This is a genomic window from Thermonema rossianum DSM 10300, assembly GCF_000426825.1.
In the GTDB taxonomy this organism is placed as follows: Bacteria; Bacteroidota; Bacteroidia; order Cytophagales; family Thermonemataceae; genus Thermonema; species Thermonema rossianum.
Genome location: NZ_AUGC01000008.1, coordinates 82851 through 99365, shown reverse-complemented (window position 1 = coordinate 99365; position 16515 = coordinate 82851). Strand labels below are relative to the sequence as shown.

Here is a 16515-nt window from a genome sequence, read left to right as displayed (position 1 = left end):
CTTTCTTGTTTATTTTATGCGTAGCGATTCACAAAACCTTCCAAATCTTGTTTGGAACCAATGCCGGAAGCCACAAACACCCAGCCGTGGTCTTGGCGCTGGAGGCGTCCGAATTCCATACCCAAGTTATCTCCAAAGTCCTCATCAAGATCGTAGCGCAGCACCTCGCGTTTGCCTTCCACGTCAACAATGCGGATATAGGCGTCTTGCAACATGCCGAAGTAATGCCCACGGCTCAGGGCATCATGGATAGTAACCACAAAAATCAGCTCTTCTACCTGCGGGCTGATAAGGTCCAAGTTGACGAGTATGATTTCATCGTCGCCTTCTTCCAGGCCTTGGCGGCTGTCGCCGGTATGCTGCACCGCACCATCGGGCGACTTCAGGTTGTTGTAGAACACAAAAAACTCATCGGCAGGCAGCTTGCCGTTGGCGCCTACCATAAATACCGACACATCCAAGTCGAGCGAATGACCGGGCCGGGGTGTCCATCCCAAACCTACCATGGCTTTTTTAAGCGCCGGTTCTTTTTTACTCAGGTCAAAACGACCGCCTTTTTTTAGATTGATAGCCATAATATTCTGTTTTTATTTTGTTGGATTAAATTGATTTCACTTCATGCCAAACGTTGACCCCGCCTTTCATGCATAGCGATTCACATAGCCTTCAAGTTCCTGTGCAGAGCCCACACCGGAGGCTGTAAATACCCATCCGTGGTCTTGGCGTTGTAAGCGCCCGAATTCCATGCCCACATATTTTTCAAAGTCGTCTTGTAAGGGGAAGCGCAGCACTTCCCTGTTGGTATCCACATCCACAAGCCGGATGTAGGCATGGTGTAACAGGCCGAAGTGCTGAGCACGGGCATTGGCTTCATAAATGGTAGCCACAAAAATAAGCTCTTGCACCTGCGGGCTGATGAGGTCCAGGTTTACCAAGATGATTTCGTCGTCGCCTTCTTCCAAGCCTTGGCGGCTGTCGCCGGTATGCTGCACCGCACCATCGGGCGACTTCAGATTGTTGTAGAACACAAAAAATTCATCGGCAGGCAGCTTGCCGTTGGCACCTACCATAAATACCGACACATCAAGGTCCAGATTATGCCCCGGTACGGGGTCCCAACCCAAGCCTATCATGGCTTTCTTCAGTGCCGGTTCTTTCTTCTTTAAGTCAAAACGATCCCCTTTCTTTAAGTTGATACTCATAGCGATAAGTGCGTTAAAATAAAGTACTGATTTTATTTTTTATTGTTAAAAAAATCCTCTATCTGTTTTTTCAGATGCTCATTGATACCTTTTTGGTCGTGTTGGGCTTTTGTATCCTCTGCCGAGGCTTGATTGAAGAATGCCCGTATCATGTCTTCTTTGTTATTTTTAGCCGGATTGTCCGGGTTTTGCACCGAAGGCGGCAGTTCCTGCCCTGCCGGCACTTCTTCGGGGTTGTCCCGGAAAAACTGCTCTATGGTTTTCTTTATTTTTTGGTCTTTATTGTTCTTAAAAAACTCACTGAGCAGTTCTTCGCGCTGCTGTTTGCGGTCTTCTTCCTGCTTTTGGCGTATATGCTTTGCCTTCGATTCAGCGGTATTCAGCAAAATGGCTACCTGCTTGTATAGTTGCTCTTCTTGCTTTTTTTGCTGTTCGATTTGTTTTTGCTGCTCCTCGCGCTGCATGGCAGCCTTCAGCTCTTCTACCGAAGCGGCAGGCGAGGCATCCTGCAGCTGTTGGTCAAAAGCAGCTAAATCGTCCGTTTCATCCTGCTGCAGTCGCAATTGAGCTTCCTCTATCAAATAAGCATCTTCCACAAAGCCCAGCTCATCCATCACCTTCTGCCAATACTCATTGGCTTTCTGCAGGCTTTGCATCTGTTTCAACTCCACGGACAGGGTAGCTTTTTTGGCTTTGAGTTTTTCCAGCTTTATTTGCTGCTGCGCCTGACGCTGCAGCAAACGCTGTATCATGGTTTCTATCTCTTTGCAAAGATTGCGATATTCCTCTATTTGAGGCATAATTGCCTGCTTGCGCATCAGGTATCCTCGTGCCAGTTGCTCCTGACCTTCTTTAATGGCTTGCTTGGCAGCCTCTTCAAGTTTATTTGCTTCACGCTCAAAGTCTGCCAGCTTTTGCAAGAGGTCTTGCTGATGGGCTTGCACTTGCTTTATTTGGCGCTCGCCCGCTGCTATTTCTTCGGCTATGGCATGAATAGCCTTGGCTACCCACTTTTCGGCGTCCCGCTGGTCGTCGTCGTTCTTTTTAAAGAGATTAAAAATCCACATAATCACACGCGCTTTTCTTCTGATTGAAATAAGTCAGGCAAACCGGCTGCCTTGTCAAATATAAAAAACCATGCCAAATATAACATTCCCTTCAAGCATAAAAGGAAAATTGTATGTGCTCATTTATTTTTGCCTGCACGCATGAAATAAACAGATAAATTATTTTTCAAGTATGCAATACGACGCTACCGGCTTGTATATCATAGCGTTTGTGCTTATCAACACGCTCATAGGTCTTGTTTATGCCCGCCGGGTTCGTAATAGTCGCGATTTTTTTCAGGCGGGGCGCCGCTTGTCGTTGCCAGTCAATGCGGCTGCCCTCTTTGCCACCTGGTTTGGTGCCGAAACCATTTTGGGCGCATCGGCTGTGTTTGTTGAATCGGGCCTGCCGGGCGTCATTGAAGACCCTTTTGGGGCAGTCCTTTGTTTTTTCTTGGTCGGCCGTTTTTTTGCGGGTGCTTTTTATCGTTCCAACTGCCTTACTATCAATGACTATATGGGCAAGCGCTTCAACGAAAGCGTCGCGGTGGGCTCTGCACTGCTTATGATTCCGTCTTATTTGGGGTGGATTGCCGCACAATTGCTTGCCGTAGGCTTGATTTTGCAGCATGTATTGGGCATAGACAGCACCACCGGGCTGTGGATTGCGCTCCTGGTCAGTTTGTCTTACACAGGCAGTGGCGGCATGTGGTCGGTAAGCATTACTGACTTTATGCAAAGTTTTTTCATTATTGCGGGCTTATTGCTGATGCTTTTTTATGTGTTTCCTGACTGGCACAGCATTATGACGGCGCTGCAGCGGCTGCCTGCCGGGCACTGGCGCCTGCTGCCGGACGGCAATGCCGTTGCCATCTCGCATTATTTTGCCGCATGGTTCACCATAGGGCTGGGCTCCATTCCTTCACAAGATATCTTTCAGCGCATTATGGCTGCCCGCGATGAAGCCACAGCCCGCCGCTCTGCTTATGTGAGCGCTCTTCTATATCTTACGGTGGGCTTGCTGCCTTTGCTTTTGGCAGCAGGCATCCGCATGCAGTCCGATGTCAGTGGCGAAGATTTTATTTTACAGTGGTTAATGCAACAAAAAGAACAGACCTTCTTGCAGGTGCTTTTTGTGGGTGCTTTGCTGTCTGCCATTTTGAGCACCACCAGCGGCGCAATTTTGGCACCGGCAAGTGTGCTGAGTGAAAACATTTTGCGCCCGCTGTTTAAGCGTCATGCCAAAAAGGAAGGTTTCTTTTTGCTGATGAGCCGTTTGTCGGTTGTTCTTATGGGGCTGTTGGCTGCATGGTTGGGCTTTTCGGGACAAAGCATTTACGAGCTGGTGGGAATGTCATCGGCATTCAGCTTGGTTTCTTTGTTTGTGCCCCTGTGTTTTGCATTGGGCAAAAAGCAGCTGCGTTCGAGCCGGGGCGCCCATCTCTCTATGTGGACGGGGCTGCTGGCGTGGGCGGTGGCTTCTTATTTGGAAAGCAGCATTGCACCGCTTATGATAGGCTTGGGCAGCAGCCTTTTGGCTTATTTTTCTGCTGTTATTGCTGAAAGGTGGATTTCAAAAAAATGACAGGTGTTTATTTCTTGCCTGCAATTGCGTATCTTGAAAACAAAAAACATGAGCAAGCAAAAGGAACGTTGGCTTCAGCGCCTGCAGCGCATGAATACCGAGCTGAATGAACTGCTAAGCAGAATAGAGGCATACAACGAGCAGGAACTGCATTTTAAACCGGCCGCCGATGCCTGGTCTATTGCGCAGGTTTTACACCACCTGTTCATAGGCGAAGCCGGCACCATGCAGTATATTCGCAAAAAGCTGTCTTACGGTCCACCGCCTGCCCTCACCCGGTGGCATCGTCTGCGCGGGCGCTTGTTAAAATTGATGCTTTCACTGCCTTTGAAGTTCAAAGCACCTGCTGTGGTGAGTCAAGTGCCGGAGCGCCCCGACGTACCTGCCATCATAGAGCAGTGGCGCGCCACAAGAAAAGAAATGGAAGATTTTATCCGGAATATGCCCGCAGAATATGAGCACAAGGCACTCTTCAAGCATCCTGTTGCCGGACGCATGGGCATAGAAGGAATCCTTGATTTTTGGGAAGAGCATTTGCGCCACCATATACGGCAAATAGACCGGATAGAACAGCGCATGCAGGCATCGTTTGTAAAATAACGGAAGCAGGACGTCCTGCTTCCGGGGCATTAGTCCATACCTTCTTCAAGTGTGATGATGCCCGTGGGCTTTTGTATTTCGTAATAAGAGAAATCCTCGTTTGCCACCAAGCCTTCGCCTTTGATAATTTCCGTAGGCGTGGTAATAATCACAAACTTATCGGTATATATTTTCTTGTCCTTGGGTGCCCAAAACAGCTCTTCGGTTTGCAGGGTTTTCTTCTCTTTCAGGTCTTCCACCAGCACCTCTCCTACTACTCGATACAACTGTTTTTCTTTGTAATAGAATCCCTGCCTTGCCGACAGCACGGCTTTAGGTTTCATGAAGTCATCGAAGAAAGTAACCTTTACGCCCTCGGGGTACTCGATGTTGCCGTTTTCGTACTGTGCTTGCTTTTTGCCCTCGAGCTTGATTTTCACTTTGGCAGAGTCGCTGTATAACGACACAATGTTTTCACTTTCTACCAGTGGTCCACTATACACCTGCATCTCTTTTATGCCTTTTTTGCGCTCTTCGTCGCAGGCAGTGCTCACAAGCAAGCAATAAGCTAAAAAGAAGCATCGGATAAGGGCTTGCCCCCATCCGATGCCGGAAAATGTGTGCTTCATATCAAAAACAGGCATTATAAATCGCTCAATTGCGGAATGGTCACGGTTTCACCTATCCAGCAGTTGACGGTTACGGTCTTGCCCGCCATGCCCTCGGTAAATACTTCCTCTTTAGTGGGGAAGTACTTGCGCGCCAATGCCATTTTTTGGCTGTTTCCGGCACGCTTATACATGTTATATGCTGCAATGGCATAGGCTTTTTGTTCTACGGGATTTTCACCGTTGCTGCACTCCGACCCGCTTTTCATATACAAATCGCCGATGGTGGTATAAGCCAGAGCAGCTTCGTTGGGGTCAAGCTCTGCCAGCTTGAGCGCATAGTTGCGGCAAGCCTGCTTGGCACCTGTGCGCAGGGTCAAGCCCATCAGCTCTTTATATACTTTTGCTTTTTCTTCGTTGGTAGAAGCCAAGTTTAAGGCTTTTTGGTACATATCCATGGCTTTCGATACCTGATTTTTCGATTCGTAAAGTGTAGCCACCACAATCGCATTGTTGTAAGTAGGCTCTTCACGGAACAGGTAGTCCATGGTTTCAACAAACAAGTCGCTGTTGTAGCACTGTGCCGATTTCATGATGTCGCGAATCTGTGCGGCCATTTCTTTGTTGGGCGACTGACGGAATTTATCCCCAAAAATGCTTTCTATTTGTGCGCAGTCCAGTTTCACGTACTGCATGAAGTAGGCATCCACATTCTTTTCGGTGTCTTGCCACTGCTTTTTGCTTGTTTCGTCTTTGGCAGCTGCCAAAGCCTTGGCTATAATGTCCTTACAGGTAAGGTATATTTTTACTACTTCTGCGTTGTCGATTTTTTTCTGATTGAGCAAGTTAATACCTACCAGCAAGTAGTATTGCACATTGGCAAAGTAGGTGTTCGGGCCGTTCAGTTCGATAATGCGCTCATAGAGTTTGCGCAGCTCTTCCATTTTTTCGGGCTTCTGATAGTAGAAGTTGTAAGCATAGTAGCCCTTATAGTTCAAAGTAGTAGCTTCGTTGTCGAAGTACTTGATAGATTGATCAAAGATGCTCATCAAAGTATCTTGATAAGCTTCTTTTATAGCCGGATCTTCGGTCTTTTGAATTTTTGCATAATAGGCGCGAACGGCATCCGTATAAAGGAAAGCGCCCAAGTCGGGGGTGTTTTTCAACAGCCAGCTGATGGCATCCACTGCCCCTTCCGGTCTTTTGAACACATTCATTTCATCGCGGTAAAAGACAAACTTCTCCATGGCTATCTTGCGCAGCACCGTATCTTCAGGCCAATTGGGCTGCTGGGCCTGTGCCATCCCCACCACATAGGTAAATACCAAGACGAGAGTAACGAACCACTTTTTCATAACACACATAGTTTTGACTTTTAAAATTTTAATCGATATAGCAATTTCCGCTTTTACTTAATCGTATTTAGGACGCTTAAACCACATCAAATCGTTCATGGAAACACCTATTCCAAGCTGCACGAAGCGCTCCTGCAAGCCGTTCTTCTCTACGGTGCCACGCTGCCCCAGGCCAATGTTCCAATGCAGGTAGGTAAAGCGCACCGGGTTTACTCCTACAGGCATAGACATGCCAAAATTGATGCCAAACTCTTCTACACCATTTCCGCCCAACTGATAGGGAAGCTGCCGGTAATTCAAACCTACACGATAAGAAACACGCTCAAAGAAGCTATCTACCGAACGGAAGTTGGGGGTATAAACGCCCCCTACGGTCAGTTGCATGGTGTTGTTAAAGTTGCTGTTTTCGTCCAAAAAGCGGTAGTCGCTCCACTGCTCCATACTTAGTTCGGCACCTATCATCCATTTGTTGGGTTCTTCTATACTCATTCCCAGCGCCCATTGGTTGGGAAGCGTGATGGTGCCCACTTGCCCTTCATACAGGGTATCCACGGTGATGGTAGCCCCTACTTCCGAGCGCTTTTCAATAGATTCAAAGCGTTTGGTTTTTAGCTCATTTCTATACGTATAAGTAGCGCCAATGTTCAATCTTTTTTTTGCCCCCAGATCCTTCTTCCAAAAGACGCCGGGCGTCACAGCCCATCCCTTGGGATTCAGACGGTTATAATAAACCACCTGATAATCGCGGTCTGCCGTGTAGAGCATACTCTGAGTCTCGCTTTCAAGAGCACCAAACATGTAGTTGGCACGTACGCCCACAGACAGCGACTTGGTCAGCTGCACTCCATGTGCCCAGAAGAGCGTATTGATGCCACCGGTCGATTGGTATTTATACTCCACTTCAAAGGGAGTGCCTTCCACGAATTCCACACTGCGGGTGCGAAAGTTGCTTTGCGTGTAAGGCATCAAACCGAAAGCAGTGGACCAGCGCTTGGAAATAGATAAAGTCAGTGAGAAGTAATCTACGTTTGCTCCGAAGTCCTCTTGCGCTTGGCTGTTGTCCTGCATCCACACATAGCGGGCATGTGCTGCTGCGTCGAAAATCGTATTTTTGTTTTTAGCCAAAAGCGCCGGGTTTTTGATATTGCCGGTGAGAAACTCACCATAAGCTACGCCCAAGCCTCCCATGGCTTGCTGAGGAGCAAAGGTCTCAGGCGCAAAATTGCCTATACCAATCAGTGAGTAAGGGGAGCTTTGTGCCCAAAGGCAAGTCAGTGGTAACAAAGCAAATAAGAGGGTGCTAAGTATGTTTTTCCGCATTATAATCTAAAATTCGGTTTAGCCCAATTAAGACCAATTTTGGCTCTGCAAAGGTATGAAATTTTAGTTGTTTTTTAAAGAATAGAGCGTCGCCTCCGCATAAAATTATTTGTAAGTTTGGATATTCCTTTGCAAAAGATTCTGCAAAGAAGGAGATTTCACCAAGCACGCCTTGTACTGCCCCTGTTTTCATGGCTTCGGTTGTGCTACGTCCTATCAGAGCCGGGAGTTCTTCTGCCGGGCTCCATTCAAGGCGCGGCAAACGTGCCGTAAAAGCATGCATTGCCCGCAAGCGCATGCGCACGCCCGGCGAAATGATGCCCCCGGGGTATTCGCCCGTTGGCTTTACCAAATCATAGGTAATGCAGGTGCCAATGTCAACGACCAACACAGGACGAGCGGGGAAAAGTGTATGTGCCGCTGCCGCTGCCGCAATGCGATCGACGCCCAGCGTGTGGGGGGTGCGATAAGTAATATGAATGGGCAAATCGCTTTCATGGGAAAGCTGCATTTTTAAACCTTCTACATGGGCGGTATAAAGGTTTTCCAAGCCGTACTGCCCCACCGAGGCCACTATGAGATGCTGTATATGCGCTTGCGCCTTCAGCCAATCTTGCAGCTGCCAAAGTGTATCGAAATCAAAGTACCGCCACAAGCGCTTTTTTTCGAAAACGCCCACTTTTATACGCGTATTACCGATATCTATGGCTACGTTCATGGTATATCTTTTTCATCTTTGCCGCCTAAGCCGAGCCGAAGTCCTTTTCCCCGCAATGTAGGCTTTTCAGGCGATTCAGGCAGCTTTTTTTCATCTGTGCTTTCTGCGGGGTCCGGCCCTGCTGCCCCGGCAGATAAGGCAGAGACTTTACGAAGCAAAGTTCCTTTTAGCGGGGAAGCGGGCGGTGTCTCCTCTGCCGGGTGTTTGTCTTCTGCTGTTTCGTGCTCCGGTAAAGGCGCACGCTCGTAGGGCTCATCCGACTTAATACTTTTGAGGGTGTCAAAAACGGTGGCTATGTCGGGGCGTTCGTGCGGGTGCAAGCGCAGCATATCATTTACCAGGCGCTTGAGCTTATAAGGCAAGTCTGCCACCGGCAAACGCAGCGTATGCCCTGCCCAGGCAGCCAAGGCCGGATAACCGTACTTTGCCGGGTATTTGGGCAGTTCACCGGTCAGGTACAGGCAAAAAACGAGTCCCAAAGAAAAAATATCGGCTTTGTCGGTCAACATTTCCGGCGTTACTGCTTCGCTGCCTTGCACATAGGCGGCCACTTCGGGCGAATAAAACACCATATCGCCCACCAGGTCTTCGGAAAACTCGGGTGGTTGCCCTATCAGATAGCTATTGTCGAAATCAATGAGCTTGGTTGTGTACAGGTTGGTTTTGGTCTGTTTGATGAGGATGTTTCCGGGCTTGAGGTCGCCATGCACAATACCTGCACGGTGCAAAATCTGCAAGGAGTGGGCAATGGTTTTGAGAATCAACAGGCGGTTGCTCAAAGGCAAGCGGCTAATGTCTTCGGGGCTCAGCGAAGCGGTGTCTATTTTTTCCGTTACTTTGTAGTAGGTGGTTCCTACACGGAAAAAGTCAATAGTAAAAACCAAATTACCCCCTTTGCCACAGCGCTCGTTGATGCGGTCCATCAAGGCGCGGTGGTGGTTTTCGAAGCGCTCACATGCCCGGCGTTTTCGTTCCTTGGATTTGGCACTTCCGGGGGCGTCTTCGGTGGGGTATTTTGGCGAAAGAAATTCCTTGATAAAGTATTCTTTTCCGCCTTTTTCAGCAAAAGACCATTTGCTTAGCCCCCCACCGGCGGTAGAGAAGTCGCGTAAGATGCGATAGCCATTGATGATGTCGCCTTTTTGCATAGCCCTACGGTTGTCTTATCCTTCCCGATGTTACATAATCGTGCCACAGTTGTTTGCGCAGGCGCTGTTTTTCCTGCTCCAAAGCGCCCAGCGCCTCTTCTATTTGCTGCTTGCGTTCTCTTAGTTTTTCTATTTGAACCACCAGTTCATTCAATGGAGCAATGAAGCGACGATAAAACTGCGGATTGTCTCGTGTGAAAACCCACTGCAGCAAAGCGGTGTCGGTAGCAGCCTCGCCCAAAGCCACCAATGCCATGCTCACATCATCGGCAGCCATGCGGTGCAGCTCCTGCTGCAGCAGCTCTGCCCATAGAGACATGCCCCCGCCCCTGCTTAGCTCAAGAGTATGGCGCAACAAATACTCAAAATGGGGTGGCGAAGGCAAATAGGCAAAGCAACCATCAGTAGCCACCAGCAAACACAAAGGAGCTTCTATATTGTAAACGGCCTGATTGATGGCGAAGTCACCGCCGGCATGGATACAATTGTTCAAAGGGGCATCATTGATGAGCTGTTCGAGCAAGTCGTCATGGTCTTGCCGCACATCATCTTTGGTCAAGAGTACCATTTGCATGGGCAACAAAGCATAGGCGCGTGAGTCGCCGGCCCAAAGCACACACAAGCGGAAGCGGTCCACCTGTCCGGGCAGGGGCTCCCATAGCAAAGCACACATGGTGGTAGGCAATTGGCGCACCAAGCGGCTACGCAGCTTCGATTGCCCCGAAGGATACAGCCGGGCAGCTTCCTGTGCAAAAACAGTTTTCAGCTGTTGTTCCAAGCCTTCGGCAAAACCTTCTATACTTCCTTCGTAGGTCTCGAAATAGTCGCGCAGCACCTGAGCCGCCAGGCGGGCTGCCACATAAGCCCCCGGGCGCTCTTCGCCCTGCCATAAGCAAGGAGCCGAGCCTGCCCCGCCCATACCATCGAATACAGCAATTAAGCCTCGCCGGTTACGTGCATTCCACAAACGCAAAGGCGGTGCATCCTCGCCCGAGCCCGGGATTTTATCCAACACAAAATCGAAACCGGGTATTTCTGTCATACGCTATTGGCAATCGCATCCAAAATAGTCTGATAATCCACCTCGCTCAGCCCCTCACCTGCCTTCGACGGATATTGTATGGTATTTTCCCAATGATTGGCAATATCGGTCCATGCATAAGCATCGGGTGAGTAAATAATCAAGCGTTTGGCGGTGTGGCTCATGTACTGCCCTTCCCACCAGTCGGTCAGTTCATCGAAGTCGGCCGGCATATCGGCCGGATACCACTGTGGCTTGGCGCCGGCATGCAGTTCCAAGGGGTGCGTGCTGGCGTCGGTCCAAACGATGATGATTTGACGGCGCTTATCGCCCTCTTTGTTCCATTCCGAGCGGATGGCCAGAGCCAATGCTTCCAATCCATTTTCCGGCTCATCGCCTCCGCCATCTGCCACAATACCATCTACAAAACTTTTGAAACGGCTTTGCTCATCGGGCAACACAAAGAAAGGCGACATTTCAAGTGCTTTGTCTTTGTCGAAATAGAAGTCACGGAAAGCAATCACCTTTACACGCAGCGTGTCTATGGTTTTGGCTTTTTGCTGCATGACTTCCATAAGGTCGTCATAAAAGCGCAGCGCGTTTTCTTTGACACGGTCAATGATAGGCGACATGCTGCCTGTGGCATCAATGCACATGACTATATCCACGTTGTAGTGCAATCCTTGCATAGCTCACTGTTTTAAGTAGAAATCTATTTCGCTAAGTTCTTCTTTTTGTATTTCTTTTTCAAAAGCTTCATACAGGCTTTGATAAGTAGCAATTCCCGATTCATTGATAAACATGAAATACTGCCCGCCCATGTTTTCTTCCGACACGTCTATGCTCAACTTGGCGAGCAAATCCATCACCCGTGGTTTGTAGTCTATAAACTGCGCAATCACCTGCCTGTAAGCCTCGTCTATCATTTTATATGCCTTTCGAAAAGCTTCGTCTTCAAAAATGATATAATCATACACTTCGGGCCGGTGCTGCTTACAATGAGCCAGGTACTGCAGGATGTAATACTTAAACTCAATATAGGGCAGGTACATTTCGTAGAAGTTCGTAAAAAAGTCTTTCCACGGCTTATCATCATGCAAGGGGCGCTCGTTATAATCGGTGGTCAGGGCGCCATAAAATGCCTCACGTTCATAAAAACGATGAAGGGCAAAAGCCACCCGGGCGCTATGCAAGTAAGCATGCCACTCGTCCAACAGCCCATAGATGCCTTCCTGCTGTGGCATCATGCTTTCGTCATCGGTCTCTATAAACTCATAAAATTTGTTTTCACGCAGTACTTCGGGTACCGAAGCTGCCATCAAGCGTGCCGGCGGGGTAGGTTTCAGCTTCACAAGCACCTCACGCGTGGTGTCCAGAGAAAAACACAAGTATTCATCCCCCGGCGAAAAGGGCATCCCCCGTTTTTGAATGAGCGCATAAGCACGACGGTGAGCATAAAGGTGTGTCATTTCGTGCACCATCACCGGTACCGAGTTTATTGCCAGGTCTTTGCGTGTCGTGTCAATGATATAGTGCAAAAAATCTATATGGCGCCCTACTTTAAAAGTGGCATTGGAAAGAGTAAACTCGGAAGGTGTGCGATAGTAGGTCTCCAGCATGGCATACTCTTCCGGCGCATAAATCATCAACACCTGCCGTATGAATTTACGGGCATTGATGTGTGAAATATCTTGCTGGGCAACCCCTTGAAAGATAAGCAAGCATAAGACGGTTGTCAGTAGCTTCCGCATTCGCTGAAAAAATTTGTATGTTGCGAAAATATAATAAAAAACTGCACAATGAGCAGGCTTCCGGCTTCAGCAGGCAAGAAACCCAACGGTATTGTGATTTTAGTTGCTTCGGTGTTGAAGCCCATTCGAGATATACGACATTACCACAAACTAAGTTGGGCATTGGGGCGCCATTTGCCCGAAGCACGTTTTTATTTTGCAGGATACGGACTGCCACAAGCTGCCAATGAGTTTTCTTTATTCAGAGGGCGGCGCCTGTCCTTCGCACGCTTGGGGGCAGTCATGCGCTTTTTGCGCTTGCTTTGGCACCTGCGCCCCCGGGTAGTGATGGTTTGCGCACTTGAGTTGCTCCCTTTCGCCTTGCTTTACCGTTTGCTTTCAGGGGCTTATTTGATATTGGACCTGCAAGAAAATTATGAAGCCAACGTAAAAGCACACGAAGGTTACCGGTTTCGCTTCCTTTGGGCATGGATGGTTCGTGCATGTTACCGCCTTCTTTTGCCCCGCGTGCAATGCATACTTTATGCCGAAGCCTGCTATGCCGAGGAAATTCCCTCTTTGCGCAAGCATCCTCATGCCTTATGCATAGCCAACAAGGTGCGGCGGCATGCGCAACCTGCTCCGGTGCACAACCCTTTCCGCCTGGTACTGACCGGCACACTTAGCAGCCTTTTTGGTTTGTTCGAAGCGGTGGCGCTTTGTCGCCGGTTACACGCCCTCGATAGCCGCTATCATTTAGTATTGGCAGGACAGCTTTCGCCTGCTCTTACAAGCGAAGCGCTTCGTTTGTTGGAAGCCCCTTTCATTGACAGCCGCCATGTCTCCTTCCAGCCTGTGGCGTACGATATCATAGAAGCAACTTTACGGGCAGGCGGTGTGGGACTCATGCTGTATCATCCTAAAAAAAGCATTGCCCGTCGCGTACCCACCAAATTGTATGAATATTTATCGTGGCACATGCCCATAGTAGGCACAGCGCATCCGTTTTGGCAAAGTGTTGCCAATCAATATGCCGATGGGCTCTACTACGGCTTGGTGCTTGAGGAAATCAACGAAGCCGGCAAGCCGGAAGCGTTGCACCGGTGGCTCATGCAACCGAAGCCCACACAAGCAAGTCCGCATATCTTTTTTGAAGTCAGTGAAGCGCCTAAATTAAAACCGCTGGCACGGCACCTCCGGGCGCGCTATCTTCCGAAACCTTGAAATCAAAAGAAACACACCAACCACCGGCGTTTTTTTTACAAAAAAAACCTGCTGATAAACAAGCACGTACATTTTTTTCAAAAAAAATTTTCAAAAAATGCTTGCACAGTTTTTTCGAAGCTGCTACCTTTGCATTGCAATTCGACGGAAAAACGAAGTCGAAAAAAGCAAAAGGCCTCGTAGCTCAATTGGATAGAGCATCTGACTACGGATCAGAAGGTTGGGGGTTCGAATCCTCCCGAGGTCACGAAAAGCGGGCAAAAGCCCGCTTTTTTTGTTTGTTGCCTTGCTATAATAAATGCAGTTTCACCCCCAATAGCAAAATATCATCCACCTGTTTGTGGAAGTAATTCTCCCCATAGCGCCAACTGTTTAGTGTTTCGATAAGGATTTCTTTTTGCTGTTCCATGGACAGGCGGTGGATGTCCATTAGCAAACGCCGCAGGCGCTTACGCATGAACTTGCGCCCTTCGGGTCCACCAAATTGATCGGGGTAGCCATCTGAAAAGAGATAGAAGGTGGTGGGGATAGTCAAATTCACAAAGCGGCGATGAAACGCCTTGGGGGCCTCGCCCACGGTCCATATGCCCCCTACCGGCTTCTTTCCTCCTTTGATTTCGTGCATTTGTCCTTGTTGAATATAAATTAAAGGCATCTTAGCCCCGGCAAACTTCATAATTTTCGTACGACGGTCGATAGTGCAAATACCGGCATCCATGCCGTCTTGCATTTTGGTTTCGTCTTGCTTGAGCAGGCGCTGAATGCCTTTGTGCAATTCTGCCAAGATGCTGTCCGGATCCACGATACCCCGCCCCAACACAATCTCATTGAGCAGGTTAGCGCCAATCAGGCTCATGAAAGCCCCCGGCACACCATGCCCCGTGCAATCAACGGCGGCCAGTATTTGTTTGCTGCCTACCTCTTGAAACCAATAGAAGTCGCCACTCACCACATCTTTAGGCTCATAAATCACAAACGATTCCGGGAAAGCGCGCCGTATGTCTTCCATCTTGGGCAAGATGGACTGTTGGATATGACTGGCATAGTTGATGCTGTCGGTAATGCGTTTGTTTTTGAGTTTGATTTGCTCGGTTTGCTTTTCCACACGGGCATACACTTGTGCATTCTCCATGGCAATGGCCAAATAAACGGCAATACTTTCAAGGAAGTCCACCTCTTCGGCTGTGTACACACCGGCTTGACAAGAAGCCACATACAAGCAGCCCAGCTTAATAGACGAACTGATGAGCGGCACGCAAACGAGTGAGCGGATAGGCGTTTCAACCGCCGACTCGATGTACTCGCCCCCTTCTTCCTGAAAATCGCGGGTATGTACAGTACGCCTGCGGCGAAGACTGTAAGCACAAACATCCTCTATAATCCATGCAGAAAGCGGCGGTTCGTTGTCTGTGCGCAGCAAGTGGCATGCCGTGTCGAAGGTAGTACGAAACATATCATACTGCACAATGGCCAACACCTCATAAGGCAAGCGCCCGTCCAAATAGCCGGCAATGACATGCAGGGTTTTTTCCAAGGAAAGGCTTGCCGTAATTTTTTTACCTATTTCACTAACCACCTGAATGTCTTGTAATGCCTTTTCGAGCTCTGCCTGGTGCCTCTCAAGCAACTGCTGGGCTACCTGCTGCCCGGCTGTCTGCGTTTCCAGCTCGTGATGCAGGTCTTGCAAGCAGCGAAAAAGCGCCCACACAATGGCGGCCTGCAACAGCCAAAGGAAAAGAAAAAGCAGGCTTAGCCCCAAAGGCAAAGGGGGTACAAGCTGAATAAATAAAAGCAACTGCAGCAACAAAAGTGCGATAAAGGAAGCAAAAAAGAGCTTCCGCCAAAAAGAACGTTGCAATAAAGAGCGCATAAGGTAGTGTAAAGTTATCGGCTTTGTGGTTAAAATTTAGCGATAACTTTATGATAAAAGAAAAAAGCGGACTTCTTTTGCCCGCTTTCTTTTTTGCTTAAGCTTCCGGTGTGTTAGTCGTCGTTTTCTTCCGATTCTTCTTTGCGCTTGTCGCAAGCGTCTTTCTTGCCTTTCTTGCAGCAGCTTTTTTCTTCTGCTTTAGCATGTGCTTTGGCTTTGCACTTTTTACACTTCTTGCCTTCTTTGCACTTGTCACACTTTTTCTTTTCTACCTTCTCCACCTGCTTCACTTGATGTGCTGCCGGCGATACGGCCTGCACTTGTGCAGAAGCGTTCTGCGCAAAAAACATCAATGCCAAAGTAAACACCAATGCCACAAATTGTTTCATAACCTTATCGTTTTTTAGATGAACAAACAAGTAACGCTCAAATATACGTTTTTTTCAGGATGGAAGTTGAGAAAGTGGCAACACTTGCTTTTTTTAGAATGATTTTTTACCTTTGTAATCAAGAACAAAACAAGAGCGGTCTATGGTAAAACATATGACCGTTCTCTTTTTTATTTATGGGTAATTCAAAAGAAAGATTTCTATGGCAAAGATAAATTATTATACCAAAGAAGGATTGGAGCGATTGAAAGCCGAATTGCAGGAGCTGAAAACCAAAGGACGCGCCGAAATAGCCCGTCAAATAGCCGAAGCTCGCGATAAAGGTGACCTCAGCGAAAACGCAGAATATGATGCGGCAAAAGATGCACAGGGCTTGCTGGAACTGAAGATATCGCAGCTGGAAGAGCTTATCAGCAATGCGCGCATCATTGATGAGAGCAATATAGACTTGTCGAAAGTGTCTATTTTAACCACCGTGAAAATACGCAACACCAAAAACGGCATGGAGATGACCTACACACTCGTACCCGAAGAAGAAGCCAATTTAAAAGAAAACAAGATATCGGTGCAGTCGCCCATAGGCAAAGGCTTGCTGGGCAAAAAAGTAGGCGAAAAGGTAGATATTACCGTGCCGGCAGGCACCATCACCTTCGAGATCCTCGAAATCTCGTTGGCGCAACTGTAAGCTTTCAAAAGATGAAAGTATTCCAACATACCCAC

17 protein-coding genes and 1 tRNA gene are annotated in these 16515 nt (G+C 48.4%); 5 read left to right on the top strand and 13 right to left on the bottom strand.

The window, feature by feature from the left end; genetic code table 11:
* Positions 1 to 14 precede the first annotated feature (14 nt).
* The 3 genes from K384_RS06970 to K384_RS06960 form a co-directional block, all read right to left on the bottom strand.
* Entirely contained in the window at positions 15 to 575 is a 561-nt protein-coding gene (locus K384_RS06970; protein WP_038030750.1) for a TerD family protein, read from the bottom strand.
* A gap of 66 nt (positions 576 to 641) precedes the next feature.
* Positions 642 to 1202 carry a TerD family protein gene (locus K384_RS06965; RefSeq protein ID WP_038030748.1) on the bottom strand — a complete coding sequence of 187 codons (561 nt, stop codon included), beginning with the start codon at positions 1200 to 1202 and terminating at the stop codon, positions 642 to 644.
* A 32-nt stretch (positions 1203 to 1234) separates the two neighbouring features.
* A complete protein-coding gene (locus tag K384_RS06960; protein ID WP_038030747.1) occupies positions 1235 to 2269 on the bottom strand; it encodes a PspA/IM30 family protein in 1035 nt (344 codons plus the stop codon).
* A gap of 172 nt (positions 2270 to 2441) precedes the next feature.
* Between K384_RS06960 and K384_RS06955 the strand changes: the two genes are divergently transcribed.
* Positions 2442 to 3833, top strand: coding sequence for a sodium:solute symporter family protein (locus K384_RS06955; protein ID WP_038030745.1), 1392 nt, complete (start codon positions 2442 to 2444; stop codon positions 3831 to 3833).
* Between the two features lie 48 nt (positions 3834 to 3881).
* Entirely contained in the window at positions 3882 to 4433 is a 552-nt protein-coding gene (locus K384_RS06950) for a DinB family protein (RefSeq protein WP_157630089.1), read from the top strand.
* 29 nt (positions 4434 to 4462) lie between these two features.
* On the opposite strand, the gene lptC is transcribed toward K384_RS06950, so the two are convergent.
* Genes lptC through K384_RS06910 form a run of 8 tightly spaced genes read right to left on the bottom strand, consistent with a single transcriptional unit; the run spans position 4463 to position 12333 of the window.
* The gene (lptC, locus tag K384_RS06945) at positions 4463 to 5041 is read right to left on the bottom strand and encodes an LPS export ABC transporter periplasmic protein LptC (protein ID WP_071837469.1); all 579 of its coding nucleotides are present in this window, start codon (positions 5039 to 5041) and stop codon (positions 4463 to 4465) included.
* A gap of 14 nt (positions 5042 to 5055) precedes the next feature.
* Positions 5056 to 6375 (bottom strand): hypothetical protein, encoded by a 1320-nt coding sequence (locus tag K384_RS06940; protein ID WP_038030739.1) that lies wholly within the window; start codon positions 6373 to 6375, stop codon positions 5056 to 5058.
* Between the two features lie 57 nt (positions 6376 to 6432).
* Positions 6433 to 7695 carry a porin family protein gene (locus tag K384_RS06935; RefSeq protein ID WP_038030736.1) on the bottom strand — a complete coding sequence of 421 codons (1263 nt, stop codon included), beginning with the start codon at positions 7693 to 7695 and terminating at the stop codon, positions 6433 to 6435.
* Positions 7676 to 8413, bottom strand: coding sequence for a type III pantothenate kinase (locus tag K384_RS06930; protein WP_038030734.1), 738 nt, complete (start codon positions 8411 to 8413; stop codon positions 7676 to 7678). The genes K384_RS06935 and K384_RS06930 overlap by 20 nt, the downstream gene beginning before the upstream one ends.
* Positions 8410 to 9561 carry a serine/threonine protein kinase gene (locus K384_RS06925; RefSeq protein ID WP_051633206.1) on the bottom strand — a complete coding sequence of 384 codons (1152 nt, stop codon included), beginning with the start codon at positions 9559 to 9561 and terminating at the stop codon, positions 8410 to 8412. Before K384_RS06925 ends, K384_RS06930 begins: the two co-directional genes overlap by 4 nt.
* A 4-nt stretch (positions 9562 to 9565) precedes the next feature.
* Positions 9566 to 10603, bottom strand: a complete 1038-nt coding sequence (locus K384_RS06920) for a protein phosphatase 2C domain-containing protein (protein ID WP_038030731.1) — start codon at positions 10601 to 10603, stop codon at positions 9566 to 9568.
* Positions 10600 to 11271, bottom strand: coding sequence for a vWA domain-containing protein (locus K384_RS06915; RefSeq protein ID WP_038030728.1), 672 nt, complete (start codon positions 11269 to 11271; stop codon positions 10600 to 10602). The genes K384_RS06920 and K384_RS06915 overlap by 4 nt, the downstream gene beginning before the upstream one ends.
* Before the next feature lie 3 nt (positions 11272 to 11274).
* Positions 11275 to 12333, bottom strand: coding sequence for a hypothetical protein (locus K384_RS06910; RefSeq protein WP_157630088.1), 1059 nt, complete (start codon positions 12331 to 12333; stop codon positions 11275 to 11277).
* 48 nt (positions 12334 to 12381) lie between these two features.
* On the opposite strand from K384_RS06910, the gene K384_RS06905 reads away from it, so the two are divergent.
* Together K384_RS06905 and K384_RS06900 are read left to right on the top strand one after the other, a co-directional pair.
* Positions 12382 to 13536, top strand: a complete 1155-nt coding sequence (locus K384_RS06905; RefSeq protein WP_038030725.1) for a glycosyltransferase family protein — start codon at positions 12382 to 12384, stop codon at positions 13534 to 13536.
* A gap of 173 nt (positions 13537 to 13709) precedes the next feature.
* Positions 13710 to 13783 (top strand) — tRNA-Arg (locus K384_RS06900).
* Between the two features lie 42 nt (positions 13784 to 13825).
* Here K384_RS06900 and K384_RS06895 read toward each other — a convergent pair.
* Entirely contained in the window at positions 13826 to 15406 is a 1581-nt protein-coding gene (locus K384_RS06895; protein ID WP_038030723.1) for a GAF domain-containing SpoIIE family protein phosphatase, read from the bottom strand.
* A gap of 113 nt (positions 15407 to 15519) precedes the next feature.
* Positions 15520 to 15795: a hypothetical protein gene (locus tag K384_RS06890; RefSeq protein WP_038030720.1), complete on the bottom strand. Its 276-nt coding sequence runs from the start codon at positions 15793 to 15795 to the stop codon at positions 15520 to 15522.
* A gap of 202 nt (positions 15796 to 15997) precedes the next feature.
* On the opposite strand from K384_RS06890, the gene greA reads away from it, so the two are divergent.
* Positions 15998 to 16480, top strand: a complete 483-nt coding sequence (gene greA, locus K384_RS06885) for a transcription elongation factor GreA (RefSeq protein ID WP_038030719.1) — start codon at positions 15998 to 16000, stop codon at positions 16478 to 16480.
* Positions 16481 to 16515 lie beyond the last annotated feature (35 nt).